The 26,082-nt window shown below is 35.8% G+C and carries 21 protein-coding genes; 10 read left to right on the top strand and 11 right to left on the bottom strand.

Translation table 11 applies throughout. The features are described 5' to 3' along the window. Window position 1: 1 nt before the first annotated feature. Window positions 2-472 carry a hypothetical protein gene (locus B2Z27_RS09600; RefSeq protein WP_286813492.1) on the bottom strand — a complete coding sequence of 157 codons (471 nt, stop codon included), beginning with the start codon at window positions 470-472 and terminating at the stop codon, window positions 2-4. 184 nt (window positions 473-656) lie between these two features. Between B2Z27_RS09600 and B2Z27_RS09595 the strand changes: the two genes are divergently transcribed. The 4 genes from B2Z27_RS09595 to B2Z27_RS09580 all read left to right on the top strand — a co-directional run bounded on the left by B2Z27_RS09595 (window position 657) and on the right by B2Z27_RS09580 (window position 4,324). After that, the gene (locus B2Z27_RS09595) at window positions 657-1,367 is read left to right on the top strand and encodes a pirin family protein (protein ID WP_286813491.1); all 711 of its coding nucleotides are present in this window, start codon (window positions 657-659) and stop codon (window positions 1,365-1,367) included. Window positions 1,368-1,594: 227 nt separating this feature from the next. Further along, window positions 1,595-2,977 (top strand): sensor histidine kinase, encoded by a 1,383-nt coding sequence (locus B2Z27_RS09590; protein ID WP_286813490.1) that lies wholly within the window; start codon window positions 1,595-1,597, stop codon window positions 2,975-2,977. Further along, entirely contained in the window at window positions 2,967-4,079 is a 1,113-nt protein-coding gene (locus B2Z27_RS09585) for a Gfo/Idh/MocA family protein (protein WP_286813489.1), read from the top strand. Before B2Z27_RS09590 ends, B2Z27_RS09585 begins: the two co-directional genes overlap by 11 nt. 17 nt (window positions 4,080-4,096) lie before the next feature. Beyond that, complete coding sequence (locus B2Z27_RS09580) at window positions 4,097-4,324, top strand: putative signal transducing protein (RefSeq protein WP_286813488.1); 228 nt, start codon at window positions 4,097-4,099, stop codon at window positions 4,322-4,324. A gap of 42 nt (window positions 4,325-4,366) precedes the next feature. On the opposite strand, the gene B2Z27_RS09575 is transcribed toward B2Z27_RS09580, so the two are convergent. Further along, a complete protein-coding gene (locus tag B2Z27_RS09575; RefSeq protein ID WP_286813487.1) occupies window positions 4,367-5,302 on the bottom strand; it encodes a 3-keto-disaccharide hydrolase in 936 nt (311 codons plus the stop codon). Window positions 5,303-5,498: 196 nt separating this feature from the next. On the opposite strand from B2Z27_RS09575, the gene B2Z27_RS09570 reads away from it, so the two are divergent. After that, on the top strand, window positions 5,499-8,930 hold the full coding sequence (locus B2Z27_RS09570; protein ID WP_286813486.1) for a HEAT repeat domain-containing protein: 3,432 nt from the start codon (window positions 5,499-5,501) through the stop codon (window positions 8,928-8,930). 1 nt (window position 8,931) lies between these two features. Here the strand turns inward: B2Z27_RS09570 and B2Z27_RS09565 are convergent, their stop codons facing one another. Both B2Z27_RS09565 and mnmA read right to left on the bottom strand, forming a co-directional pair. After that, window positions 8,932-9,873 carry an NAD(P)H-dependent flavin oxidoreductase gene (locus B2Z27_RS09565; protein WP_286813485.1) on the bottom strand — a complete coding sequence of 314 codons (942 nt, stop codon included), beginning with the start codon at window positions 9,871-9,873 and terminating at the stop codon, window positions 8,932-8,934. 152 nt (window positions 9,874-10,025) lie between these two features. Then, window positions 10,026-11,216, bottom strand: a complete 1,191-nt coding sequence (gene mnmA, locus B2Z27_RS09560) for a tRNA 2-thiouridine(34) synthase MnmA (protein ID WP_215998364.1) — start codon at window positions 11,214-11,216, stop codon at window positions 10,026-10,028. 304 nt (window positions 11,217-11,520) lie between these two features. Here mnmA and B2Z27_RS09555 point away from each other — a divergent pair, with 304 nt between their 5' ends. Then, on the top strand, window positions 11,521-13,068 hold the full coding sequence (locus B2Z27_RS09555; RefSeq protein WP_286813484.1) for a fasciclin domain-containing protein: 1,548 nt from the start codon (window positions 11,521-11,523) through the stop codon (window positions 13,066-13,068). A 246-nt stretch (window positions 13,069-13,314) separates the two neighbouring features. On the opposite strand, the gene yidC is transcribed toward B2Z27_RS09555, so the two are convergent. The 3 genes from yidC to B2Z27_RS09540 all read right to left on the bottom strand — a co-directional run bounded on the left by yidC (window position 13,315) and on the right by B2Z27_RS09540 (window position 17,169). After that, complete coding sequence (gene yidC / locus B2Z27_RS09550; protein WP_286813483.1) at window positions 13,315-15,168, bottom strand: membrane protein insertase YidC; 1,854 nt, start codon at window positions 15,166-15,168, stop codon at window positions 13,315-13,317. Window positions 15,169-15,238: 70 nt separating this feature from the next. Continuing rightward, window positions 15,239-16,876 carry a CTP synthase gene (locus B2Z27_RS09545; RefSeq protein WP_058105715.1) on the bottom strand — a complete coding sequence of 546 codons (1,638 nt, stop codon included), beginning with the start codon at window positions 16,874-16,876 and terminating at the stop codon, window positions 15,239-15,241. 50 nt (window positions 16,877-16,926) lie between these two features. Beyond that, entirely contained in the window at window positions 16,927-17,169 is a 243-nt protein-coding gene (locus tag B2Z27_RS09540; protein WP_058105714.1) for a DUF3820 family protein, read from the bottom strand. Between the two features lie 49 nt (window positions 17,170-17,218). Here B2Z27_RS09540 and B2Z27_RS09535 point away from each other — a divergent pair, with 49 nt between their 5' ends. Then, window positions 17,219-18,088 carry a hydroxypyruvate isomerase family protein gene (locus B2Z27_RS09535; RefSeq protein ID WP_286813482.1) on the top strand — a complete coding sequence of 290 codons (870 nt, stop codon included), beginning with the start codon at window positions 17,219-17,221 and terminating at the stop codon, window positions 18,086-18,088. 67 nt (window positions 18,089-18,155) lie between these two features. Here B2Z27_RS09535 and B2Z27_RS09530 read toward each other — a convergent pair whose 3' ends face one another. The 4 genes from B2Z27_RS09530 to guaA are packed head-to-tail and all read right to left on the bottom strand — an operon-like array spanning window position 18,156 to window position 22,803. Then, window positions 18,156-18,689 (bottom strand): DUF922 domain-containing protein, encoded by a 534-nt coding sequence (locus B2Z27_RS09530; RefSeq protein WP_286813481.1) that lies wholly within the window; start codon window positions 18,687-18,689, stop codon window positions 18,156-18,158. Continuing rightward, complete coding sequence (locus tag B2Z27_RS09525) at window positions 18,677-19,081, bottom strand: OsmC family protein (RefSeq protein ID WP_058105712.1); 405 nt, start codon at window positions 19,079-19,081, stop codon at window positions 18,677-18,679. The genes B2Z27_RS09530 and B2Z27_RS09525 overlap by 13 nt, the downstream gene beginning before the upstream one ends. Before the next feature lies 1 nt (window position 19,082). Further along, window positions 19,083-21,269 carry a LysM peptidoglycan-binding domain-containing protein gene (locus B2Z27_RS09520; RefSeq protein ID WP_286813480.1) on the bottom strand — a complete coding sequence of 729 codons (2,187 nt, stop codon included), beginning with the start codon at window positions 21,267-21,269 and terminating at the stop codon, window positions 19,083-19,085. Between the two features lies 1 nt (window position 21,270). Further along, on the bottom strand, window positions 21,271-22,803 hold the full coding sequence (gene guaA / locus B2Z27_RS09515) for a glutamine-hydrolyzing GMP synthase (protein WP_286813479.1): 1,533 nt from the start codon (window positions 22,801-22,803) through the stop codon (window positions 21,271-21,273). 73 nt (window positions 22,804-22,876) lie between these two features. Between guaA and B2Z27_RS09510 the strand changes: the two genes are divergently transcribed. The 3 genes from B2Z27_RS09510 to B2Z27_RS09500 all read left to right on the top strand — a co-directional run bounded on the left by B2Z27_RS09510 (window position 22,877) and on the right by B2Z27_RS09500 (window position 26,053). After that, the gene (locus B2Z27_RS09510; protein ID WP_286813478.1) at window positions 22,877-23,602 is read left to right on the top strand and encodes an SIMPL domain-containing protein; all 726 of its coding nucleotides are present in this window, start codon (window positions 22,877-22,879) and stop codon (window positions 23,600-23,602) included. 393 nt (window positions 23,603-23,995) lie between these two features. Beyond that, a complete protein-coding gene (locus tag B2Z27_RS09505; RefSeq protein WP_286813477.1) occupies window positions 23,996-24,541 on the top strand; it encodes a pyridoxamine 5'-phosphate oxidase family protein in 546 nt (181 codons plus the stop codon). A gap of 36 nt (window positions 24,542-24,577) precedes the next feature. Then, a complete protein-coding gene (locus B2Z27_RS09500) occupies window positions 24,578-26,053 on the top strand; it encodes an ArnT family glycosyltransferase (protein WP_286813476.1) in 1,476 nt (491 codons plus the stop codon). Window positions 26,054-26,082: the final 29 nt, after the last annotated feature.

Here is a 26,082-nt window from a genome sequence, read left to right as displayed (position 1 = left end):
ATCAATTCAGTAAATAGGCTGCCTGTACCTCTGAGAATATATCACCAGTGCCAGTTTCAACTACTATGGGTAAAGTAATCTTAGGAGCAGTATATATTTGGGTAACCATACAACCACAACTTTTTCCTCTTTTATAGCTACCGCGTCTATTTCCACTATTTCCAGTAAAAACTTCTAGTGCCAATGCAGATATTACACCGCCCAATGTTGTAAATACCACATCTCTTGTTTCCCATTCGGCTCCTCGCGAAGAATCATAAATAGCTTCTTTTGTAATTCCTGCCGCAAAAGCACTACCTACTGCTCCTGCCCAAGTCCACCCACTTTGCCCGTTAGAAATTTTATTTACGGCATAACCTCCCACTCCTCCTATTACAATGCCTGCACCCAAATGCTTAGCTGCATCTGCACTTGTTTGTGCATTTGAATAAAAAAAAGAAAGCACTAAAAAAATATAAATAAAGGTTTTCATTTTACTGAGGGATTTTTTGTGAATAACGCACTTTGACCAATTAAATTATATTACCTTATTTATTGGACTAAAAAATTATTATAACAGCTAATAATTAATTGTTCACCAACTTTTTATCATCACACTAGGTAACGTAATTAATCATCACAGTTACCGACTAAATTCACAGCCATAAAATATACTTATGAAAACAATTTTTCACAAATCGGACACTAGAGGTCATGCCGATCACGGTTGGTTAAACTCTTATCATAGTTTTAGTTTCGGCAATTATTATAACCCAGAACGAATGAATTTTGGAACCTTAAGAGTTTTAAATGACGATACGGTTGCAGCGGGGCGTGGTTTTGGGGCACACCCCCATAAAAACATGGAAATTATTTCCATACCATTAGAAGGTAACCTTCAACATATGGATGATATGGGCAATAGTACAATTATCAAAGCAGGAGATATTCAAGTAATGAGTGCCGGTAATGGAGTTACCCACAGCGAATATAACCAAAGTTCAGTTGATGAGGTCAAGTTTTTGCAAATATGGGTTATTCCTAATCAACGAAATATAACTCCAAGATATGATCAAATTTCGACCACAGAAGTTGCAACTAAAAACAATTTATATCAAATATTATCTCCTAACGAAGACGATCAAGGAGTTTGGATCCAACAAAATGCATGGTTTTATTTGGGAAAATATGACACCGGTGCTACGGACAATTATACAGTTCATTTGGATGGAAACGGAGTATATATTTTTGTTATCAAAGGTGAAGTCGAAATTGAAAACCAAAAGATGAACTCCCGAGATGGTTTAGGTATCTGGGATGTAAATTCCTTGAATATAACTGTAAATAGCGAAGCTGAAATATTGCTAATGGAAATACCAATGCAATAAATTAAAAAGCCATTTTAAAGCAAAAAATATTGTGCTAGTTAAGTATTACTTGATTATATTTAAGTAGAAATTAAATTGTTTACAACTTCCCCTGTTTGAGTTATGTTTCTATTTCATTTTTAACGAATATATGTATAACAATTACTTTTAATTTGATACTGATCAAACATTAACGCTCTTGTTTATTTGTTTAGAACTCAAATTGACTACATTAAAATTTAAATCATTTGTCACAGTTAAATACGACATCAAAAACTCATAAATCTAAAAGCAGGGACATTACCGACGAATTTGGTTTAATTACCATCATATCCGCTATTTTCACTTTTTTGGTTTTTATATACACGTTAATTTTTCATTCGCATATAGAACAAATTCTCGCTCTTATTGTTGCAGTGGTATTTGGCATTGGCTTTATCTTAAATCGATTAGATTACCGACAAGCAACTAGGTTATACATGACATTATTACCTCCATTGGTTTTTATGTCGCTTATACTCCTAATTGGTGGCTATTTTGGACAAGGAGTTGCCTTTGCTACCATGGGTTTTCTAGCGTTTATCGGGTATCGTAAAAATCCTAGGTTAAGAAACATCATCATTTTTTTTGATGTACTTGCGTTTATACTGCCTACTATTTATGTTACTATGTATGGTCCAATACTTGGCACCATAGACGTTCCTTTTGATGAAGTGTTTGCATTTTTAGCGAGTTTAGGTTGGCTATCACTAACCTTTAGAATGTACGATCAAAATAAAACTAGGGCTTATACTACAGATTTGGAAAATCATATTGAAGCTTTAAAAGAAAGTGAACTCAACTTAAAAAAGGCACAAGACAACCTAAAGAACCAGAATAAAAAACTAGAGGTATTGAACAATGAATTAAAACTTAAAAATACCCATATAGAAGAATTTACCTTTATAGTTACCCATGACCTTAAAGGACCATTGAACAACATAAATGTTATTGCCAGCGAATTGGAAAAACAACACGCCATTTCTAGTTATACTAATTTCAGTAGTTATCTTAAACATTTGCAAGGCAGTTCTACTAGACTTACAAACTTAGTAGAAGGTCTCTTAAAATATGCTGAAATTGGAAACTCAAGCGGTATGGAATCTGTAAACGTTACTGTAATATTGCAATCTGTTCTTGATGACCTTTCTGAAAAAATTAAAGAAACAAAGGCTACAATTAAATTTAATGAATTACCAACCCTTATTGCCAGACCAAGCGACATTAGAATGCTATTTCAGAATTTAGTTCATAACGCTTTAAAATTTAAATCATCTGCTCAGGACCCAATAATCACCATTACATCTGAAAAAAGAGATAATGATTATTTATTCAGCGTTGCAGATAACGGTATAGGAATTCCAAGCGAGCAGTCAGAAAAAATATTTAATGCCTTTCACAAATTACACAACCAATCTAAATTTGAAGGCTCAGGTATTGGGCTTTATGGGAGTAAGAAAATTGTAGATCATCATTTAGGTAAAATATGGGTGACTTCCGAAGAAAACAAAGGCAGTACATTTTACTTTACCATAAGTACAAATTTATTGGAACAAAAGCCAACCCATGAATTAATTGATAATGTCAACTAACTTTAATTTTAAAAATACACTTCTAGTTTTAACCTTGATTATAACGACCTTGGTCAGTGCTCAAGAACCTCCGTTAAAATTAGGAGTAGCAGGACTAACCCATGGACACGTTGGATGGATTCTTGGCAGAGGCCAGCAACCGGACATGAACATGGTAGGAATTGTAGAACCCAACCAAGAACTGGCCATAAAACTTTCAAAAGAATTTGGTTTCTCTATGGATATCGTTTTCAGTACCATGGATGAAATGATTAACATGGTCAACCCTGATGCAGTTGCAGCTTTTGGCAATATTAAGGATCATTTAAAAGTAGTGAAAGCATGTGCCCCAAAAGGAATTCATGTTATGGTAGAAAAACCATTGGCGACTACCTATGATGATGCTAAGGAAATTAAAAGACTCGCAGACACATATAATATTCGGGTATTGACCAATTATGAAACTTCATGGTACAAAACCAATGTCAAAGCTATTGACCTATACCAACAAGGAGAAATTGGTGAATTAAGAAAAGTAATTATTAGAGATGGACATAAGGGACCTAAAAACATTGGCGTCTCCAGTGAATTTTTAGAATGGTTAACGGATCCCAATTTAAACGGTGGCGGTGCTATAACAGATTTTGGTTGCTATGGCGCCAATTTAATGACATGGATAACTAAGGGTAAAAGACCAAAAAGCATTACTGCCGTAACACAGCAACTACAAAAAGAAAACAACCCGAATGTTGATGACGATGCAACTATTATATTAACTTATGAGAATGAAATGGCCATCTTAGAACCTTCTTGGAACTGGCCAATTGGCAGAAAAGATATGGAACTTTATGGCACTAAAGGTGCTATTTACTCTGACAATCCTACCCAATTAAGAATAAGACTTTCTAAGGGCTATAGCGATTATACCGAAGAAACATTTCTTCTGGGAGAGCGGGAAGAGCCCTACAATGACCCTTTCGCCGTTTTTGCTGCAGTTATTAATGGCACACTTCAATTAGAACCGTACAATGTATACTCTTTAGAAAACAATATGATAACTATGCAAATTCTTGAATCTGCCATCAAGAGTGCTAAAAGCGGAAAAACAATTCTTTTAAATTAAAAAAAAAAAAAAAAAAAATGGACACAGACTATATAAAAGTATTTGGCGGTAATAAAATAGAAGCTCAACGTATAAAACTAACTTTACAAGACAACAATATCAAGGCCGTAATCAAAGACGAAACCGAATCTGCTAGGTTAGCGGGTTTTGGCAGTCCTTTGCCCGAACTTATTGAGGTGTTTGTGCACAAAGATGAGGAAGAGCAATCGCTTGCTTTAATAACTACGCTCAATAAAAAAGCATAAAAAAAGCCTCTAAAATAGAGGCTTTTATCCCTATACTTTAAATTAACCTTTGCTCAATGGCGTAATTTCTAGTTTTCTAAATTCTACAGGCCCGTGATCTCCTTGAATCATAATAGGTCCGGCCTCTGCTTCATTATTATCTAAAGCTCCACCTGTCATAGCGTCTATATTTTGATTAGAGATAATAGTTTTTCCGTTGGCAACTATGGTTACTCTTCTACCTATCAATGTAATATCATAGGTTTGCCACTCGCCCGCTTTCTTAGCGGCATTTTCGTTCGGGGTCAACAATCCGTAGATTCCACCAAAATAAATTGAAGAAGGTTCCAACCCAATGTTATCAGCTATTTGCACTTCATAACGGCCTCTTAAATAAAGTCCGCTATTACTATTTTCAGGATACCTAAATTCTGCATGTAATTTAAAATCCTTGAATTTTTCTTCCGAGACTAAATTGACTCCAGGTTTTGCACTGGTCAATATACCATCTAACACTGCCCATTGATTGCCCGGTTTCATCGTCCAACCATTTAAGTTCTTTCCATTAAAAAGTTTTATGGTCTTCCCTTCTTTTGCATTTTCATAGTATGGTAATTTTGGCGATTTTGTTGCTGTCCAATTATATGTTTTACCATCTACATATATCATGGTTCCTTCTAGCCCTTCCCCTACTATTTTTCCTTCAAATTCCATATTGGCAGCTCCTGGCTCCCATTGTGGAGGTATTTCAAAAGAAAATAATTCTCCGTGCTTTTCTATTTCGGCTACAGGTCTTGCACTACCAAAAGCATATGTAAATCTTCCAATCAATGTGTTGGTACCCGAGTGCCTAATTTCTAACCACGATGGTAGTTTCTCTCCTTCTTGATCAATTGTCAAATTCCATTTTCCCTCTAAAGGATGACCTTCTTGCGCTTGTGCACATGTTAAACCGATTGCCATCAGAAAAACAAATACAGCTGTTTTAATAGTATTCATATCATTGTTAGTTTAATAAGTAATCAAATATAGCAGAACTTTTAGTTACAGTTTCACCACATTAATTTAAATGTCATTTATATTTCAAATTGATAAATCTATATCATATATGGTTAATAACTTAACAACTATTCAATTTCTTTCTTGATTATCTCCATTATTCGCTACATTTAAATTTCAATTCAACCAAACAACAATGACATTCTTTAAAAAATTCCTTTTGGGGGTAATCGTCCTATTATTTTTTTCTATTTCATGCATCAATAAAAAGCCTGTTGAAATTCCGTTAACCATTCAACAAGATAGTACCGAGCTTATTGAAATGGCCAAATTAGCTCGAGAAACCATTACTGCTGAAGTTGCAGACGGACTAGAACTAAGTCTTTGGGCTTCAGATTCCTTAGCTCCAGATCCTATTGCACTTGATATTGACAATGAAGGCAATGTATACATTACACGCACCAATAGAGCCAAAAATTCAGAATTTGATATTAGGGGCCATAGAGATTGGATGACAGAATCTATCTCCCTAGAATCTGTGGAAGATAGAAGAGCTTTTCTTCATAAAACTTTTGCTCCTGAATTTAGTAAAGAAAATGAATGGTTACCTGACCTTAATAATGATAGCATTCATGACTGGCAAGATCTTGCCGTTGAACAAGATGAAATTTGGATGTTACAAGATACCGACAATGATGGTATTGCAGATATTTCTACCCAGATCATGAACGATTTTAGCGATGAAATCAATGATGTGGCAGGCGCACTCTTAGTACGTGATAATGATGTTTTTGTTGGTATTGGTCCAGGTATGTATCGCTTAACAGATACTAATGGCGATAAAATTTTAGACGAAAAAACGAGTATTGCAGAGGGTTTTGCCGTACATATAGGATTTAGTGGTCACGGTATGTCCGGTGCCATAGAAGGCCCAGATGGTAAAATATATTGGGGTATTGGTGATATTGGTGCCAACATTACTACCGTTGATGGTGAAAACCATAAGTACCCAAATGAAGGGGTAATTGTAAGAAGTAACCCAGATGGAAGTGACTTTGAGGTTTTTGCTCACGGTCTGCGCAATACGCATGAGTTTGTTTTTGATGCCTATGGAAATATTATTTCTTCTGATAACGACGGTGACCATAAGGGAGAAAGTGAACGCCTGGTTCATATCGTAGAAGGTTCAGATGCTGGGTGGAGAGCCAATTGGCAGTATGGAAAATATACGGACCCAAAGAACAATGGTTATAACGTTTGGATGGATGAAAAACTCTTTACCCCACATTGGGATGGTCAAGCCGCGTATATCATACCTCCTATTCAGAATTTTCATAACGGACCTACCGGAATGAGATATAACCCTGGCACCGCTTTGGGCAAAAAGTGGATGGACAAATTTTTCTTAGTAGAATTTGTAGGTGACCCCAGCAGATCACATATTTGGTCTTTTGATCTAAAACCGAAAGGTGCCTCTTTTGAACTGAAGAGTGAGGAATCTATCTTATCCGGAGTATTGCCTACAGGTATTGATTTTGGTCCAGATGGCGCATTATACCTTGCCGATTGGGTTAATGGTTGGGGAACCAAAAATTACGGAAGAGTATGGAAATTAGACGTTACGGACCAAACCAATGATCTTGAACAAGAAAGGTTAGAAACACAACGGTTAATGACCCATAATTATGAAGATGACAAAACTGATAATCTTATAAAACTACTCTCATATGATGATATGAGAATTCGGCAAAAAGCACAATTTGAACTTGCCAAAAGAACTTTTTGGGGCTACAGAGCTTTAGAAAAGGCTTTAACTGAGGAAGAAAACCAATTTGCACGTATTCACGCCATATGGGGTATCGGGCAAATTGCGGCAAAAGATGTTGATGATGCCGAACCTTTATTAAATCTATTAAGTGACGAAGATGCTGAAATTATTGCGCAAAGTGCAAAAGTTCTTGGTGATGTAAGGTACGGTAATGCTGCCGATAGTTTAATAGCATTGACTACACACCAGAACGATCGGGTTAAGTTCTATGCTGCCCAAGCATTAGGAAGATTGAAACATGAAAACGCCATTGAACCACTTTTGGCAATGATCGAAGCAAATAATGATCAAGATCTTTACCTAAGACATGCTGCTGTATTGGCTCTTGCAAGAATAGGAAAAGCAGAACCAATTTTAGCTCTTGCCAATAATGAGAACAGAAGTTTGCGTATTGCAGCAGTTCTTGTCTTGAGAAAATTACAAGACCCTAAAATTTCAATATTCTTATCTGATAAAGATGAGTATATAGTAACAGAAGCCGCTCGTGCCATAAACGATGATCTTTCTATAGAGGCTGCATTGCCGGCTTTGGCGGCTACCCTTAATAATGAGAAATTCACCTCAGAACCATTATTAAGAAGAGCGATCAATGCAGCTTTACGCGTTGGTGGTGATGAACAACTAGATTTCCTTATCAATTTTGCAAAGCGTAAAAGTGTTTCCAGCGACTTACGTGGCGAGGCTCTTGCCGCCTTGGGAACTTGGAACAATCCTTCTCTCTTAGACCGTGTAGATGGTAGATATAGAGGAGAAATAATTAGGCAAAACGGTCAACTAGAAGAGAAGATCAGAAAAGATATCCCTTCATTTTTAAATGAACGCCAACCTGAAATTTTAATCGGTATTTCTAAGACATTGAGCGCAGTGGGTATTACCGATTATAACAATGAGTTATTCTCTATTTTTAGATATAACAAATCTGCAGAGGTACGTGCTACAGTACTAAACAGTCTTGGCCAATTAAAATTCGAACAAATGGAAACTGCCATGTCCATTGGTATGAAAGACAGCAATGAAGAAGTAAGAACAGCAGCCGTAGGTCTATTGGCGCAATTAAATATACCTAAAGAAAAACTTCCTAGCATTGTAGACCCTATTTTTAAAAGAGGCTCTATATCTGAACAACAGAGAATGTTAAATGTTTTAGGTGACCTACCTGTAGAGAATAGTAATGCATTACTATCTAGCCTAATTAATAAAGCCAGTAAAGACCAGCTAAAACAAGGTATATTATTAGACTTAATGGAATCTGTAAACGCAACCGAAAACCCAAAATTAATAGCTCAATTAGACAAACTTAAGGAGGCCGGTTATTCTGCCGATTCTTTTCAAGAAACACTATATGGAGGAAATTGGTGGGCCGGTAGATCGGTATTCAACAATAATCCCACGGCACAATGTGTACGTTGCCACTCAGTAAATGGCTCTGGTGGAGAGGTTGGACCAAAATTGGACAATATTGGCAATATCCTGAACAGACAACAATTGCTAGAAGCGCTTATAGAACCTAGTATACGTTTGGCACCAGGCTATGGCACCGTAACCATTACGTTGAAAGACGGACAAAAAGTACAAGGTGTTCTTATTGAGGAAAATGACAAAGAATTACTACTAAGAACTTCTGAAGCGGAGCCTTTAAGAGTCCCCTTAATGAGAATTGCCAGTAGAGAGAATTCTATGTCTGCAATGCCAGCAATGGGTAGAATGATTTCAAGAAGAGAACTTCGTGATCTTATTGAATACCTTGGATCTTTGAGAAACAAAAAGCGGGTGATCGAAGGGGAAGATAAAGAAGTTTAATCTATAGAGAGGAAAGTTCTGCTTTCCTCTCATTAAACTCTTTCATCAGCGCTTTAACAATTTCATCAGCTGGTTTTATGTCATGTATTAAAGCCGATACCTGACCAATCTCTAGCTCACCATCTTCTAAATCGCCTAAGAACATACCTTTTTTGGAACGCCCCCTTCCTAAAAGGGTTTTTAGTTCTTCAATATTTGCTCCTGTAGCATAGGCTTTTTGTACATCATTATAGAACTTGTTCTTTACTAGTCTAACAGGGGCAAGCTCCTTTAACGTCAAATGGGTATCGCCTTCTTTGGCTTTAACCACAACTTCTTTAAAGTTCATATGGTTAGATGCTTCTTCACTTGCCACAAACCTACTACCAACCTGCACAGCATCTGCACCTAAGACCATTGCCGCTAACATTGCTTTCCCAGTTGCTATACCACCAGCGGCTATTAGGGGAATATGAATTTTCTCTTTAACCGCCGGAATTAAAACCATAGTTGTTGTTTCATCACGACCATTATGTCCACCTGCCTCAAAACCTTCTGCTACAATGGCATCTACTCCCGCATCCTGTGCCTTTAAAGCAAACTTTAAACTACTGACAACATGTACAACCGTAATTCCTTTTTCCTTTAAAAAGGGTGTCCACGTTTTTGGGTTTCCCGCGGATGTAAATACTATCTTGACGTTTTCCTCAACAATAATATCCATCAATTTATCAATATCAGGATATAACATCGGTATATTCACTCCAAAAGGTTTTGAAGTCGCTTTTTTACATTTTTGAATATGCTCGCGTAAAACACCTGGATACATACTACCGGCACCAATAACTCCCAAACCACCAGCATTGGACACCGCACTGGCTAATCGCCATCCGCTGGTCCAAATCATACCTCCTTGAATTATTGGAAATTCTATTTTGAAAAGTTCAGAAATTCTATTTTGCATGAGCTAGGTAAATTACCCTGGAAAACACCAAAGGATTATATTCAATAGTTACTATAATTTTCAACGCAAGCATTGATTCTCCCTAATACCTACTATGGAATAATATGTTACAGTTTTGATTATTATTAATCCTCCTATAACACCATATAAATTTAAGAAATAACCCCAGACCCTATAAGGTCATCTTCTAAATACCAAGCTACGAACTGACCTTCGGTAATGGCAGATTGCATTTCCTTAAAATCTACGTACATACCACCTTCTACTCTATATATGGTAGCTTCCTGTAGTTCTTGTCGGTATCTTATACGTGCTTTCACCTCTAACTTCTCATCCATTTTCAAAGCCAAATCTTCACGAACCCAATGTATTTCTTCATCCTTTACAAACAAAGTTCTTCTATACAAACCTGGGTGTGCCTTACCTTGACCTGTATAAATGATATTCTCATTAACATCAGTATCGATTACGAATAAAGGTTCTTTTGTTCCACCAACATGCAAGCCTTTACGTTGCCCTTTGGTAAAATAATGTGCCCCTTGGTGCTCACCTACTACTTTACCATCATTTAAATGATATACCGGTTTCTCCGCATAGTAGGCCAACTCTGATTTTTTATCATCAAAACTTGGCGCTATTTGTGCATAAGCATCTAACCCGGCAGGAACCTCAACAATTTTACCGGTCTTAGGTTTTAATTGTTGCTGTAAAAATTCAGGCAATCTTACTTTACCAATAAAACATAAACCCTGAGAATCTTTTTTATCAGCGGTGATCAAATTCATTTTTGCGGCAATTTCCCTCACCTGTGGCTTGGTCAACTCCCCTATTGGAAATAAGGTTTTTGATAATTGCTCTTGCGATAATTGACATAAAAAGTAAGACTGATCTTTATTTCCATCTTTCCCTGCCAATAACTGATAGGTTTCGGTACCGTCTGTATTTTTGATAGTGCCTTTTCTACAGTAATGACCCGTAGCTACATAATCTGCCCCAAGCTGCATGGCTATTTTCATAAAGACATCAAATTTGATCTCCCTATTGCATAACACATCAGGGTTTGGGGTTCTCCCCATTTCATATTCCCTGAACATGTAGTCAACTATACGTTCTTTATATTCAGCACTTAAATCAACCGTTTGAAATGGAATACCCAACTTCTCTGCAACGATCAAGGCATCGTTACTATCTTCTAACCACGGACATTCTTCTGATATCGTCACCGAATCATCATGCCAATTCTTCATAAACAGGCCAATAACGTCATAACCTTGCTCTTTTAGAAGGTATGCCGCCACGCTTGAATCTACTCCTCCAGAAAGTCCTATTACTACTTTTTTCATCTCTTCATTTTGGTCGCAACAAAATTACAAAATTTCAATTCAAAGTCTATTTATTTAAAAATACGCATACTCTTTATTCACTGCCTACAATCTTAATAAAAAGAAGAGCTCAGATCAACTACGTACTAACAGCTAATTTTATTGAGTTAAAAATATTTTGTTAAACTTTTTTAAAAATTATTTAAACAAAAGGTAACTATCGTATTTTTAGCATTGTAGATGTTTTACTACCATATATGTATTTTATCACCATTAATGTTAAACATCTTCCATATTTAATTGAACAATCCTTAAAAACACAGTTATGAAAAAAATGTTACGATTACGAAATTTTTTACTAGTACTCACCATTTCCATAGTTACATGGTCATGTAGTGATGATGATGACGGTGTAACACCTATGACACCAAACGAAATGAACATTGTAGAGACAGCTCAGGCGGAAGATGCGCTTACCTCATTAGTTTCTGCCCTTACAACTGCTGACAACTCAGAAAGCACTGATTTAGTAGGCACATTAAGCGGCGACGGTCCATTTACCGTTTTTGCACCAACTAATGATGCCTTTACCGAACTATTGAACCAATTAGATGATTTTGATACTTTGGCAGATTTTGATACGGACGAAGAGAGAGCGATCTTAACTTCAATATTAACTTATCATGTAGTTGCAGGTGTAGCTGCCAACTCTACCGATTTGTCCAACGGTATGATGGTGACTACAGTACAAGGTGAAGATTTAACCATTAATATTGATGGTGATGTTTTCATCGATGACGCCACTGAAATTGATGCTAAAGTAGTTATTGCAGATGTAGAGGCCAGTAATGGAGTGGTTCACGTTATTGATAAAGTATTACTACCACAAGCTATTATAGATGCTTTGAACGGAGAGGAAATGCCTGAAGAGAATGGCACATTGGTGGATATTGTTGTAGCTACCGAACCTTTATCGCTTCTAGAGGCAGCGGTAATTAAGGCTGATTTAGCCGCTACTTTGAGTTCTGATGGACCATTTACCGTATTTGCACCTACAGATGATGCCTTTGTAGCATTGTTAGAGGTTTTAGGCGACGATTATAATAGCATTGATGATTTTGACACAGATGAAGAAATTGACTTATTAAAAAATATTTTATTATTTCACGTTATTGCCGCTGAAGTAAAATCTACAGATTTGGCTGCAGGACAGGTTGCAACGGCGTTTGAAAACAACAGCGTTGAAATAATTTCTTCTGGGGATACATTCGTGATCGGTGATGCTTCCGATACCAACGCAAATATTACAGCAGTAGATATTATGGCATCTAACGGTGTTGCTCATACTATTGATAAAGTATTATTACCACAAGCGGCAATAGACTTTGTTATGAGCTTACAATTGAAAACCATTGTTGATACTGCAGTAGCTACAGACGACCTTAGCTCATTGGTAGATGCTCTGGTGCAAGCAGATGCTGGTTTGGTAGAAACCTTAAACGGGGAAGGTCCCTTTACTGTATTTGCCCCAACTAATGATGCCTTCGCAGCATTACTAGATTCTTTAGGAGAGGATTATAATAGCCTTGCGGATTTTGATACCGAAGCCGAAAAAGAATTATTGACTACTATTTTAACTTTTCACGTAGTTTCTGGAACAGCTGCTTTTTCTACGAATTTAAGTGACGGGCAAACTATTGCAACCGTACAAGGTGAAAATGTAGGTATTAACATTAAAGATGGAACAGTACACGTTGAAGATGCGAGCGAAGATAACGCTTCTGTTATCATTGCCGATGTTGAAGCTAGCAACGGTGTTGTACACGTTATTAATAAGGTCCTTTTACCACAAGCAGCTTTAGATGCATTGTAATAAGCTAGCGCCATTCACCAAATTTAAAAACCTTCCTTTATGGGAAGGTTTTTTTATGCCATAAAATGACTAACATCAGTACAGACTATTTTAACATACAATAAGCCACCCTTTACAACTAACTTTTTATTGAACTTAAATTTAATTACATCTTTACCATCCCAAATCTTACCAAACCAACTCTATTTAATGGCAAAAGCCCTTTCAAATTTGAAAGGGCTTTTCATTTTATATAGAACAATAAAATTAGTTCTTCTTTTGCGCTTCTGCTTGTTCCATCATCTCGCGCATTTTCTTTTGGAATTTGTTTTCCTTTTTAGGTTTCTTCTTATTCTCCTGTATCTGGGCATGAATTTTATCATTATCAAGTATAAAATTCTTAATGACCAGCATAATACCAATAGTAATCAAGTTAGAAACGAAGTAGTACAAACTCAATCCACTTGCATAGTTGTTAAAGAAAAACAACATCATAAATGGCATTAAGTACATGATAAATTTCATGTTAGGCATACCTGGTTGAGTTGGCATATTCTGTCCTGTAGTCATCATCATATAAAAGAAAATAGCTATAGATGCCAATATAGGAAACAGACTCACGTGATCACCGTAGAATGGAATGGAGAATCCTTCTGGGAATTGATAAATAGTATCAAAAGAAGAAAGATCATCCGCCCATAAAAATGATTTTTGACGTAATGCGAACGATGTTGGGAAAAACATGAAAAGTGCATAGAATATCGGCATTTGAATAACCGCTGGTATACAACCGCTCATGGGGCTTACCCCTGCCTTACCATAAAGCTTCATGGTTTCTTGTTGCTTTTTCATGGCATTATCCTTGTATTTCTCGCCAAGCTCAGTAATTTCAGGTTTCAACACCTTCATTTTTGCTTGTGACAAGTAGGATTTATATGTTACAGGCGACATTGCCAAACGTACCAATATCGTCATGATCACAATTGCTATACCATAAGGAAAATACGTACTTAAAAGACCGTAGAATGGTGTAAACACATAACGATTGATCATACCGAAAATACCCCACCCAAAAGGAATGGAATCATCTAGACCCAAATCTTCATACTTTGAAAGGGTATCTACATCTGTTGGACCAAAATACCAATGTAAATCTTTAGAAATTTCCCCGCCTTCCAAGTCCACTGGTAACGCAGATGCATATGCTTTTGTAAAACCAAAGGTTCTACTTTCTTCCTCTACCAAGTTTACCGAAGTCAAATCTCCATTTTTAAATGGTACATCTGCTGCTAATATACTTGAGAAAAAGTGTTGACGGTAAGAAATCCATTTTATATCCTCTTCGGTTTCCTCATCATCACTTCCTTCAGATAACTTGCTAATTTTACCATCTTCATGATTATATGTCAAACGCGTATACCTATTTTCATATTGAATACTTTTTGAGTGTCGAATACCTTTTAACTTCCAATCTAACGTTACAGGTTTACTTGTACTAATGACGTTATCCAATCCTTTGGATTTAATCATAAAATCAACCAAATAATCATTTGGTTTCATGACATACCTATACTCCAAATATTGATTGTTTGAAGTCTTGGCTTTCAATGACAAAACTTGATTGCCATTATCACTTGACATTGATGGCTCAAAATACAAATCTGCCGTATTCAACACCCTGTTGTCAGATGTAGAGAAATCTAATGCGAAAGAAGCGTTACCATCTTTTACCAAATAAACCGGCACAGAATCATAAGTAACGTACTGTTTCATTTTCGCCTCTACGATCTGCCCACCTTTATTACTGATTTTCAACAAAAGAACATCATTCTCCAAGGTGGTAATATCATTAGATGGTTTTGTAAACCCAAATGCACCTAATTTACCTTGGTAATTGGCAACTGCTGTAGAATCTTGTAAATCCAACTGTGGTTCATTGTTACCTACAGTCTCTGTTTCTAAATTTTCTGATGCCTTCGCAGCTTCTACTTGCTCTTGTTTTGCCTTTTCTGCCGCCAACTCTTCTGGAGTAGGTCTGTTTTGGTAAAACATGAAGATGAGTATTCCAAAAATAAGCACAAAGCCTATGATGGATTGTACATCAAATTTCTTTTCTTCCATGTGGTGTTTCTAATTAATTGGGTCTATTTTGAATTTTTTAAGATTGCAAATATATGCCCAAATATGAAGTTTATGCCAATGTGGCATTACTTTGTGCCTTTTTATGGTCTAAAGCTGCCTTTACCAAACCTACAAATAATGGATGCGGATTGGCAACCGTACTTTTGTATTCTGGGTGATATTGCACACCTATAAACCATGGATGATCTTTTAACTCCACAATTTCAACCAAATTGGTCTCCTTGTTAAAACCAGTTGCTAAAAGTCCGGCATTTTCCAATTGCTCTAAATATGCATTATTAAATTCATATCTATGACGGTGACGTTCAGATATTTGAGAAGCACCTTCATACATTTTCTTCACTAAGCTACCGTCTTTTAAATCACAATTCCAAGCACCTAAACGCATTGTACCTCCTTTATCGGTTACAGTTTTTTGCTCTTCCATAATACTAATAACCGGATCAGGAGTGTTCTCATCCATCTCGGTTGAATTTGCATCGGCAAGTTTTAAAACATTGCGTGCATATTCTATGACCGCCATTTGCATACCTAAACAAATACCTAAAAACGGTATTTGCATTACGCGAGCAAATTCAACAGCCTTTACCTTACCTTCTATACCACGCTCACCAAAACCAGGTGCTACTAAAATAGCATCTAATCCTTTTAGCTTGTTTTTGTAATTATCTTCGGTTATATATTCAGAATGTACCGATTTCACATTCACCTTTACCTCATTTGAGGCTCCAGCGTGTATAAATGCCTCTAAAATTGATTTATAAGAATCTTGTAACTCAACATACTTACCAACCAAACCAATAGTAACCTCGTTCTTAGGGTTTTTATGCCTTACCAAAAACTCATTCCAACGAGTAAGATCCGGTTCTACGGTATTTGGCAATGCCAATTTCTGCAATGTTACGGTATCTAAACCTTCTTCTTGCATTAATAATGGAACATCATAAATAGTAGATGCATCAATACTTTGTATTACCGCTTCGCGCTTGACATTGCAGAAAAGTGCTAACTTATCCTTAATTTCATTAGAAATCTCATGCTCTGTTCTACATACCAAAATATCGGCTTTAATACCGCTTTCCATTAAAGTCTTAACAGAGTGCTGTGTTGGCTTTGTCTTTAACTCGCCAGCCGCAGATAAAAAAGGTACCAAGGTTAAATGTATTACTATGGCATTATCATCACCCAACTCCCAAAGTAACTGTCTAACCGCTTCTATGTATGGTAACGATTCTATATCACCTACAGTACCACCAATTTCTGTAATTACAATGTCGTAATCGCCACTATTGCCTAGCAACTGTACACGTTCTTTTATCTCATTAGTTATATGCGGAACTACCTGTACGGTCTTACCTAAAAATTCTCCTCTACGTTCTTTTTCAATTACGCTTTGGTAAATTCTACCTGTAGTAACATTGTTTGCCTGTGAGGTACGTACGTTTAAGAAACGCTCGTAGTGACCCAAATCCAAGTCGGTCTCCGCACCATCATCAGTTACATAACACTCGCCATGCTCATAAGGGTTTAAGGTTCCTGGATCTACATTAATGTAAGGATCTAGTTTTTGAATGGTAGTCTTGTATCCGCGAGATTGCAGTAATTTCGCCAAAGATGCAGCAATAATGCCCTTTCCTAACGAAGAAGTAACGCCTCCCGTAACGAAGATGTATTTGGTTTGTGCCATGTATCGAATTCTATGTTACGGGAGACAAAGTTACAAATTGAGGATAGAACTTAACGGGTTTCCTTAGGAAAATGTTTTTGTATTTTTCGAATTACCGATTCTAAGCTGTTTGTTTTGATTTCTAGCATAGATCGCAACAAATCTCCCAATTTACCATCAGGAAACCCTTTTTGTTGAAACCACACCAAATAGGGTTCTGGTAAATCTACCAAGTACCTGCCCTTATATTTACCAAATGGCATCCTATAATGTGCCAGCTCTATTAATTTTTCCTTATCGGGAATAATTTCCATTATTAAATGTAAAAAAATTATCTTTAAAAAATCAACATCTCAAAACAACATGAAAAGAAGAAATTTTATTGGAACCTCAGCGGCCGCCTCTGTTGGTTTCTTAACTACATCTGCCGCAATGGCAAACAACACCAAACCTGACATTAAGGCTAAATTAAAATACAATATAAACCATAGTGTTTGTTATTGGTGTTACGGCAGTATTCCTTTTGAAGATTTTCTTAAAAGCTTAGTGGAACTTGACATTAGATCGATTGATCTAGTTGGACCAGAAGAATTTCCTCTTCTAAAAAAATACAATATTCATGCATCTATGTGCTGGGGAGCAGGTATGGGTATTGAAAAAGGTTTTAACGACCTTTCTTTACACGATGAACTTATTGCCGATTACGAACGCGTAATCCCCCTTGTTGCTGAAGCTGGCTACACCAACTTAATTTGTTTTAGCGGTAACAGAAACGGAATGGACGACCTTGTAGGTTTGCGCAATTGTGCAACCGGATTAAAGAGGCTAATGCCTTTGGCAGAAAAACATGGTGTTGTTCTTCAAATGGAATTATTGAACAGTAAAGTAAACCACAAAGATTATATGTGCGACAATTCCGAATGGGGCGTTTCTCTTTGTGAGGCTATTGGATCCGAACATTTTAAACTTCTATATGATATTTACCATATGCAAATAATGGAGGGCGATATTATAAGAAATATTGAAAACTACCATCAATATTATGGTCATTACCATACAGGAGGTAACCCTGGCAGACATGAAATAGATGAAACCCAAGAAATTTTCTATCCTGCAGTCATGAAAGCTATTTTGAAAACAGGTTATAAGGGTCATGTTGCACAAGAGTTTGTACCTAGTTGGGAAAATAAATTAGATGCCTTAAAGCAAGGTGTCACCATTTGCGACATATAGAAACACTCATATCCAAAAATTAAAAAGCACCTTTTCATTCAAGGTGCTTTTTAATTTATACTGATCTCTAATGGTCAAGTGCCTCCCCTATTTCTTTCACCCATCTTTCTTGAACAGGCAAATTTCTGGAGTAATTGGTCTCTGCGTCATACTTATTCTGAAAATCGTTCAACTGCCTGATTGTCGACCTATACAATTTACGAACCTCTTCCTTAACATTATCGGTGAAAGTGGCATTTGCCAACTTTACCCTTAATTTACGTGCGTATAGCTCAGTAATATCAAAATGCAATTGCTCATGCAATAATGTTACTTCATTACATATTTTTGGTTTATACCAAGATTTTGTGGGGTAAAAATATGCGTATACATTAAAGTCCACCTGCATTTCCCCGTTTTCATAAAATGTAGAAAAATCATAACTAATTCCACTGGCCGTAGTAGCTGCTGCACCACTACCGGACGGAACCTTGCCTTTAAAATCTTTCCAAGTAAACCTAAACTCCGGTGACCATTCAACTTCCTCTTGACCTTGAACAGAAGCAATGCACAAAACGATCAAAAGCCAAAAAATATGATATGTTCTTTTTACAAATCCCAATAATAGGTGATTACTTTTTCAATATCCGGGTGTAAACTGTAATGTACCGGGCATGTATTTGCTGTATGCACCAATATCTTTCTATCCTTTTCAGAAACTTGTTCCGGCAAATGAACTTCAACCTCTATTTTAGAAATTCTTCTAGGTGAGGCCGCCATGTGCTTAGTTACGGATGCCGTAGTCCCTTTCAAGTCTACCTCTAACCCGTTTGCCTTAATACCCATCATGGTCAACATACAGCTTGCCAAGCCCGTAGCCACGGTATCAGTTGGTGAAAATGCCTCTCCTAAACCATTGTTATCAACGGGAGCATCGGTCACAAAAGAATTGTTGGACTTTAAATGAACACATTCAGTTCTAAGACCACCGTTATACGTTACTTTTGATGTCATTTTATTCTAATGTTTTAATTCTTAAATCATCCATCATCATTATATATGACGATTGATTATAATAGCCCGCAACACCTTTTCTTTGGTAATTGAACTTATTACCATTGTATTCTGTTTCACCTATGAATCTAGAAGCTTCCAACAAGTTGTTTTTATAAGCTAATTTCAACAACAAATCATAGGTAAGATCAAAACCTCTTACCGCATATTTATTGGGATCATCACCAAAGCGTTTTCTATACCTATCTACAAAAGAACTATTGGCAACCTCTTTATTCACTGAAGGGTAAGTGAACTTTAAATTTGATAAATGTGTATTGGAAATCACATCATTTTCAAACGCAGAGTTCATGTCTGTTGTAAACATGCGAACACTAACTTTATCTTTACCCACCAAAGGATCAAAGGCAGTATTATTAAATGAATTTAATATGGAGACTATACTTGAAATCAACTTATAATTATCAGATTCTACAAAAACCCAATTAGGTACTTGGTCAGATAGCAGTGTCTGTAGTTTATCTCTGTTAATACCAATATTTTTCTCCTCTTCTTTTACGACTACCACTTTTGCAGATGGAAATCTTTCTATAATAGCATCTTTTTCCTTTTTATTATCTTCATCTGCTATGATCAAAAGTGTTTCATCTGTATGATTTTTTTCAACATAGTCTAACATATGTTTCCACAATACCTCTTCATCCGTATAAGAGTAGAACACATTTTCTAAACTTAAATCGCTTTTTGCCGTTACCGGTGCCAATACCGGAACGTTATATCTAGAAGCTTGAACAGCGGTCTCTTTTAATGAAGGATTGTCCAAAGGACCAAAAACCGCACTATAACCACCTAATTGTTCTGCTTGCAATAGTTGTTTTGTCTTACCTAAATCCAATTGATTATCAACCGTTTTCACATCTATTGATACTCCTAAAGACTTTAACGAATCTATAGCTACCAATGCACCGGAATACAGACCTAAACTAACGGTCATATCTCTTCTAGAATCAATTGTTTTTTCAGCGCTTTCCTTATCCGCCAAATTCACCTTGTCCAATCTAAATGGCAACATGAACAGTACTTTTGGCTTTACGGCAACATTAATGCTATCCAATAAATTCACTTTATCCAATACCAGAGCATTCTTCACTTCAAAATCACCTACTTTATCTTTTGGCAACTTAAGTACCATGCCGGCCTTTAAGCCATCTTTTAAATCAGGGTTCAATTGGGTTAGCTCTGCCCAGGTCATGTCAAATTTTCTAGTCAGCCTAAACTCGTTTTGCTTTGGTTTAACCTCATAAAAAATATAGTTGTCCGTATTAATATCACCAGTTTCTACCTTTTGTTCAGGTATACGAATAACCATACCCTCTTTTAACCCACCACGTTCTGCAATTTCTGGATTAAGGCGCACTATTTCATCTGATTTTACTCCAAATTCTTTCTCTAAACGATAAAAATTCATCTTTGCAGGTACCGTATAAGAGGTGTATAATTGGGTTACCTGATTCTTTACCGTACTACCGGCTATTTTAGGCATAACCAATTCATAACCTTCAGATAAATAATTGTCCGACTTTGATAGCCCAGGATTTAAAACCAACATGCTATCTATGGTAATGCCATATTTATGTGCTATACTCCATCTGGTTTCCTTTGCGGCAACAATGTATTTTTCAAAATCTTCATCGTTCATACCCACATCTTCAACTTTTGGAGCGGCATATTTAGGAATACGCAGATCCATCTTTTTCTGAAGGGGCGAGGCATATAAAACCGGATTATATTTTTTTAATTCATCCTCGGTAATATTATACATTTGGGTAATACCAAAAATGGTTTCCCTTTTCTTAACACGGTGCTCTGTATAGCCTATTGGCTCTCTAGAATTTTCTGCATCTTGTGCAATCTCTGTACTATTTTTGGTAGGAGTGTTTGCCGGCTTAGTCGCAACTTTTGCACTTGGTACTACCAATATAGTATTAGGTCTTAAATCCTGACCGGTTTTTATCTCTTTATTGTACTGCAAAATACTTTCAGTAGAAACCCCATATAATTTAGAAATACTTTCTAAGGTCTCTCCTCTTTTAACCTCATGTGTATTAAATTTCTGAGCCATTGCAGTGCAAGAGACCAATACGCAAAATGCCCAAATAATGTAAACTTGATTAAATATATATTTCATACTATTCCCATTCAATTGTTGCTGGCGGTTTAGAACTTATATCATATACGACACGATTAACGCCAGGGACTTTATTAATGATATCATTTGATGTTTTTTGTAGAAATTCATAAGGTAAGTTCACCCAATCGGCGGTCATACCATCTGTACTTTCCACGGCTCTAAGTGCCACGCATTTTTCATAGGTACGTTCATCTCCCATTACACCTACGCTGTTAACGGGCAATAACATAGCACCGGCTTGCCACACCTTATCGTATAGTCCCCATTTTTTTAACCCGTCAATAAAGATAGCATCCACCTCTTGCAAAATAGCCACTTTTTCTGGAGTGATATCCCCAAGAATACGAATTGCCAGACCAGGACCTGGAAAAGGATGCCTACCCAACAAAGCTTTATCTATACCCAAGCTAGCACCTACTCTTCTTACCTCATCCTTAAATAACATCTTTAGAGGTTCTACCACTTTTAATTTCATAAAATCTGGCAAACCACCTACATTATGATGACTCTTTATTGTTTGTGAAGGTCCGCCAGTTGCCGAAACTGATTCTATAACATCTGGATAAATAGTACCTTGTGCCAACCACTTTGCGTTTTCTACCAAATGAGATTCATCATCAAAAACCTCAATAAAAACCCTACCTATTGTTTTTCTCTTAGTTTCTGGATCGCTTTCTCCTGCTAAATCACCCAAAAAGTGTGCCGAAGCATCTACACCTTTTACATTTAAGCCCATTCCCTCATACTGCTTAAGTACATCGGTAAACTCGTTTTTTCTTAAAAGTCCGTTATTTACGAATATACAGTGCAGGTTTTTACCTATTGCCTTATGTAACAAAACAGCTGCAACAGAAGAATCTACACCACCGGACAACCCTAAGATTACTTTTTCATCGCCTATTTTCGCCTTTAATTCAGCTACTGTTTTATCAACAAAGGCATCTGGCGTCCAAGTCTGTTCCATCCCGGCAATATGCACTAAAAAGTTTTCCAGCACCTGTTTTCCATCTGTTGAATGATACACTTCTGGGTGAAACTGAATAGCATATGTTTCTTCGCCTTCAAATTTGAAAGCGGCATTTTCAACATCATGCGTACTTGCCAAAAGAGTTGTATTTTCTGGTAAATGCTTAATGGTATCGGCATGGCTCATCCACACTTGGCTACCTGCATCTACTTTATCAAAAAATGGTTCGTTCTCCTTAACAAAGCTAAGGTTTGCACGACCATATTCACGTGTATTCGATTTTTCTACACTACCACCATTAAAGTGTGCCAAATACTGCGCGCCATAACAAACGCCCAACAATGGTTTTTTACCTCTAATTTCAGACAGATCTGGGTGAACGGCATCTTCACCTCTTACCGATAAAGGAGATCCAGAAAGAATCACGGCCTTATACTCGGAAAGGTCTTTTGGTAATTTATTATAAGGTTTAATCTCGGAGAAAATGTTTAGTTCACGTACGCGTCTTCCAATCAATTGGGTGTACTGAGAACCAAAATCTAGTATTAGGACTTTATTTTGCATGGGCAAAAATAGCAAATTGACCGTTCTTGAAAAGTATCTTTTAATATATTTAGACTCGATTTAAATATTTTTCATGAAACACATTAGTGCAATTATTTTTGGAGCGGCAATTGTCATTGCTGCATATTTTTTAGGCAACGCTTATATACAAAGGGCAAACCCGCCCCAAATGATATCGGTTACAGGCTTGGGCAATGAAAATTTCACCTCTGACCTCATTGTATGGGAAGGTCAATTTTCTACCAATAGCACTGTTCTAAAAACAGCTTTCGACCAATTAAACCAAGACAAGGAAATTGTTCGAGAATATTTAACATCTAAGGGCATTGATACTAAAAGGATTATTTTTAACAGTGTTCAAACTACAGAAATGCGAGACAACCAATATGAAAATGGAAATTACGTTGGCAATATTTTTAAAGGATACCAACTTGTACAAACTTTAAAAATAGAATCTGAAAATGTAGCTTTAATAGAAGGTGTTTCCAGAGAAATTACCGAACTTTTAAATAAAGGTGTTCAGTTTAACTCATTGCCCCCAAGGTACTATTATACAAAATTGGCAGACCTTAAAATTGAGATGATTTCCAAAGCAACAGAGGATGCCAGAATACGTGCAGAGAAAATTGCCGAAAATGCAGGTAGTAATTTAGGTGACCTGGTTTCTGCCAATATGGGCGTTTTTCAAATTACCGGTCAAAACTCTGGAGAAGACTATAGTTGGGGCGGTGCCTATAACACCTCTTCTAAAAATAAGACCGCATCAATAACTATGCGTTTAGAATATAAAGTTAAATGATAGTAGTGCTTTGATCGATCCTTGTTACCGATCTGGTTAAGAGCAATTTACTTCTCTTATCAATTATTTAAATATATAACATATAAAAGCCCGGTAATCACCCGGGCTTTTTAATCAACCAATTATCAAACCGAATACTTTAAAATTTCTTTTTCATAGCAATCAGTATTCTGCACATTGGTCGCACGTATTTTTAATACCTTACAAAGAATCCAAAAAAAAAGCTCGGAAACCACCCCGAGCTTTTAAATAAATCAAAAACCAAATTAAACCAAAAGCTAAAAATTGAACCTTTTCAATTTCTTTTTCATAGCTATTATCTTTATAACAACTAACTAAACAATTACCCTACCCTATTTTTCATTTATTTTTACTATTAAATAAATTACCACAATGACAGGTTCATTTTTTGAAGAGTTAAGTATTGAGATCAAAAAGAGTGTAATTGAAAGAGGGCACCCATTTAGGTTCATTACAATGGCAACTACCGGCAATGAATCTGTTGCAAGACTGCGTACCGTAGTACTTCGTGAGGTGACCGAAAATTTACGTTTAACTATTTATACCGATAGCCGAACTCAAAAAATAAATCATATTCATGTAAATAACCAAGTTAGCTTGCTTTTATACCATCCTGATAAAATGATGCAGTTAAAAGTAGAAGGTATTGCTGAAATAGTAACAAATACCGAGAGATTAAAATCAACTTGGCAAAATATTCAGCCCAATAGCAGAAAAGATTACATCACAGAAACTAGCCCAGGTACAGCAATTAAGAATCCTGATCATGTGGAATATGTAGAACACAAAAACCATTTCACCATAATCGATATTTTTCCCACGAAAATTGAATATCTAAAACTTAAAAGACCTAACCATATTAGGGCTCTTTTCTCAAAGACCGATGACATGTGGAACGGAGAATTCCTAGTTCCTTAATCGTTATTAATTCTTTAAAAACATCTGAATATCTAAATGACTTTTATTTCTCAAAAACTAAATTTTATAAACAAGAATATCCATTGGATTTTCTTTACTTCACTATTCTTTTTTCTAATAGCTCCAAATCTTCTACGTGAAGGAATGTTTGTCGATGGTATCTGGTATGCAGCAATTTCAAATAACTTAGAAAATGATATAGGTGAATTTTGGCTACCGTCTTTCACAACAACTATTTATAATAGCTTTTATGAGCACCCACCACTTGTTTTTTGGTTACAATCATTATTTTTTAAGATTTTTGGTCAATCTTTCTGGGTTGAAAGAATATATTGTTTGGTTATTTTCATTTTAACAGCTTACATTATTTCAAAGATTTGGAAACAAATCTATCTAAATAATAAAAACATTGCAAAACTCCATTATCTACCTTTAATATTATGGATTTTAAATTTTCATACTTTTTTTGCCTATCCTAATAATGTTTTAGAATGTACATTAACCTTGTTTACATTAGCATCTATTTATTTCCTCAATAAAAGTTTAGAATATAAAGGTTTGAAAGCCTACATTTTAATGTTAATCTCAGGACTATTAATATTTTTTGGCTTTTTATCCAAAGGGTTCGTGGCATTATTCCCTATCGTATTTTTTGCAATATTGTATATTGTTTATAGAAAAAATCTGAAAATTCAATTGCAAAAATCAATATTTCTTTGCTTAAGTTTTACTTTATTTTTTATTATTCTAATGTGTTTTGAATCACCTCGTAATTTTATGAACAATTACCTTAACAATCAAGTTATTGATTCTTTATCAGGAAATAGAGTAGAAAATATGAGGGAAAATAGATTTTATATATTCAATGGAATCTTCAAAGCATTACCAATTTCCTTAGGACTTAGTTTATGTATCTTAATTTTAACGTATCATTTTAATAAAAGGATAATTCCTAAAAATGACAAAATTAAAACTTCATTTGTATTCTTATTAATCGGTATTTCATCTTCGATACCCTTAATGATCAGCTTAAAACAAGCTGGGTATTACCTAGTACCATCAACTCCTTATTATATGCTGTCCTTATCTATTTTCGTTGCCCCTTCATTTTACTTTTTAAAAACATTATTTAATAAAAATAAAAAAATGACAAACTCCTTATCTGTTTTAATATCGGGCATACTTATTATCTCATTTATACTCGCGATAACCAATATTGGAACTATTGATAAACGAAACAAGGAACAATTAGCTAACATAAAAGCTATTGTAAAAGTTATACCAAATTACTCTACCATTAATTTTAAAGCAGTCAAAATAGATAATTCAGTAATTGGTTTTTACCAACGATACAAATTTATCAGTTTAGATACTTTAAATATATCTCAAAGAAATTTTCTAGTAATTGAAAAAAATATCGACACCATAAACAACAGTAATTATAAAAAAATTTTTACCAAAAGTTTAAACTATAATGTTTACAAAAAATTAATTCCTACTTCCAAAAAATAGAAAAATATTAATTCAACAATCACTAGATA

Origin of the sequence: Maribacter sp. UBA3344, assembly GCF_002362375.1 — a bacterium.
Taxonomy (GTDB): domain Bacteria; phylum Bacteroidota; class Bacteroidia; order Flavobacteriales; family Flavobacteriaceae; genus Maribacter; species Maribacter dokdonensis.
This window is presented reverse-complemented; position numbering and strand designations above follow the sequence as displayed.

Coding starts and splice junctions, on each gene's coding strand:
- B2Z27_RS09600 (WP_286813492.1), bottom strand. CDS start 472: ATGAAAACCTTTATTTATATTTTTTTAGTGCTTTCTTTTTTTTATTCA.
- B2Z27_RS09595 (WP_286813491.1), top strand. CDS start 657: ATGAAAACAATTTTTCACAAATCGGACACTAGAGGTCATGCCGATCAC.
- B2Z27_RS09585 (WP_286813489.1), top strand. CDS start 2,967: ATGTCAACTAACTTTAATTTTAAAAATACACTTCTAGTTTTAACCTTG.
- B2Z27_RS09580 (WP_286813488.1), top strand. CDS start 4,097: ATGGACACAGACTATATAAAAGTATTTGGCGGTAATAAAATAGAAGCT.
- B2Z27_RS09575 (WP_286813487.1), bottom strand. CDS start 5,302: ATGAATACTATTAAAACAGCTGTATTTGTTTTTCTGATGGCAATCGGT.
- B2Z27_RS09570 (WP_286813486.1), top strand. CDS start 5,499: ATGACATTCTTTAAAAAATTCCTTTTGGGGGTAATCGTCCTATTATTT.
- B2Z27_RS09565 (WP_286813485.1), bottom strand. CDS start 9,873: ATGCAAAATAGAATTTCTGAACTTTTCAAAATAGAATTTCCAATAATT.
- mnmA (WP_215998364.1), bottom strand. CDS start 11,216: ATGAAAAAAGTAGTAATAGGACTTTCTGGAGGAGTAGATTCAAGCGTG.
- B2Z27_RS09555 (WP_286813484.1), top strand. CDS start 11,521: ATGAAAAAAATGTTACGATTACGAAATTTTTTACTAGTACTCACCATT.
- yidC (WP_286813483.1), bottom strand. CDS start 15,168: ATGGAAGAAAAGAAATTTGATGTACAATCCATCATAGGCTTTGTGCTT.
- B2Z27_RS09545 (WP_058105715.1), bottom strand. CDS start 16,876: ATGGCACAAACCAAATACATCTTCGTTACGGGAGGCGTTACTTCTTCG.
- B2Z27_RS09540 (WP_058105714.1), bottom strand. CDS start 17,169: ATGGAAATTATTCCCGATAAGGAAAAATTAATAGAGCTGGCACATTAT.
- B2Z27_RS09535 (WP_286813482.1), top strand. CDS start 17,219: ATGAAAAGAAGAAATTTTATTGGAACCTCAGCGGCCGCCTCTGTTGGT.
- B2Z27_RS09525 (WP_058105712.1), bottom strand. CDS start 19,081: ATGACATCAAAAGTAACGTATAACGGTGGTCTTAGAACTGAATGTGTT.
- B2Z27_RS09520 (WP_286813480.1), bottom strand. CDS start 21,269: ATGAAATATATATTTAATCAAGTTTACATTATTTGGGCATTTTGCGTA.
- guaA (WP_286813479.1), bottom strand. CDS start 22,803: ATGCAAAATAAAGTCCTAATACTAGATTTTGGTTCTCAGTACACCCAA.
- B2Z27_RS09510 (WP_286813478.1), top strand. CDS start 22,877: ATGAAACACATTAGTGCAATTATTTTTGGAGCGGCAATTGTCATTGCT.
- B2Z27_RS09505 (WP_286813477.1), top strand. CDS start 23,996: ATGACAGGTTCATTTTTTGAAGAGTTAAGTATTGAGATCAAAAAGAGT.
- B2Z27_RS09500 (WP_286813476.1), top strand. CDS start 24,578: ATGACTTTTATTTCTCAAAAACTAAATTTTATAAACAAGAATATCCAT.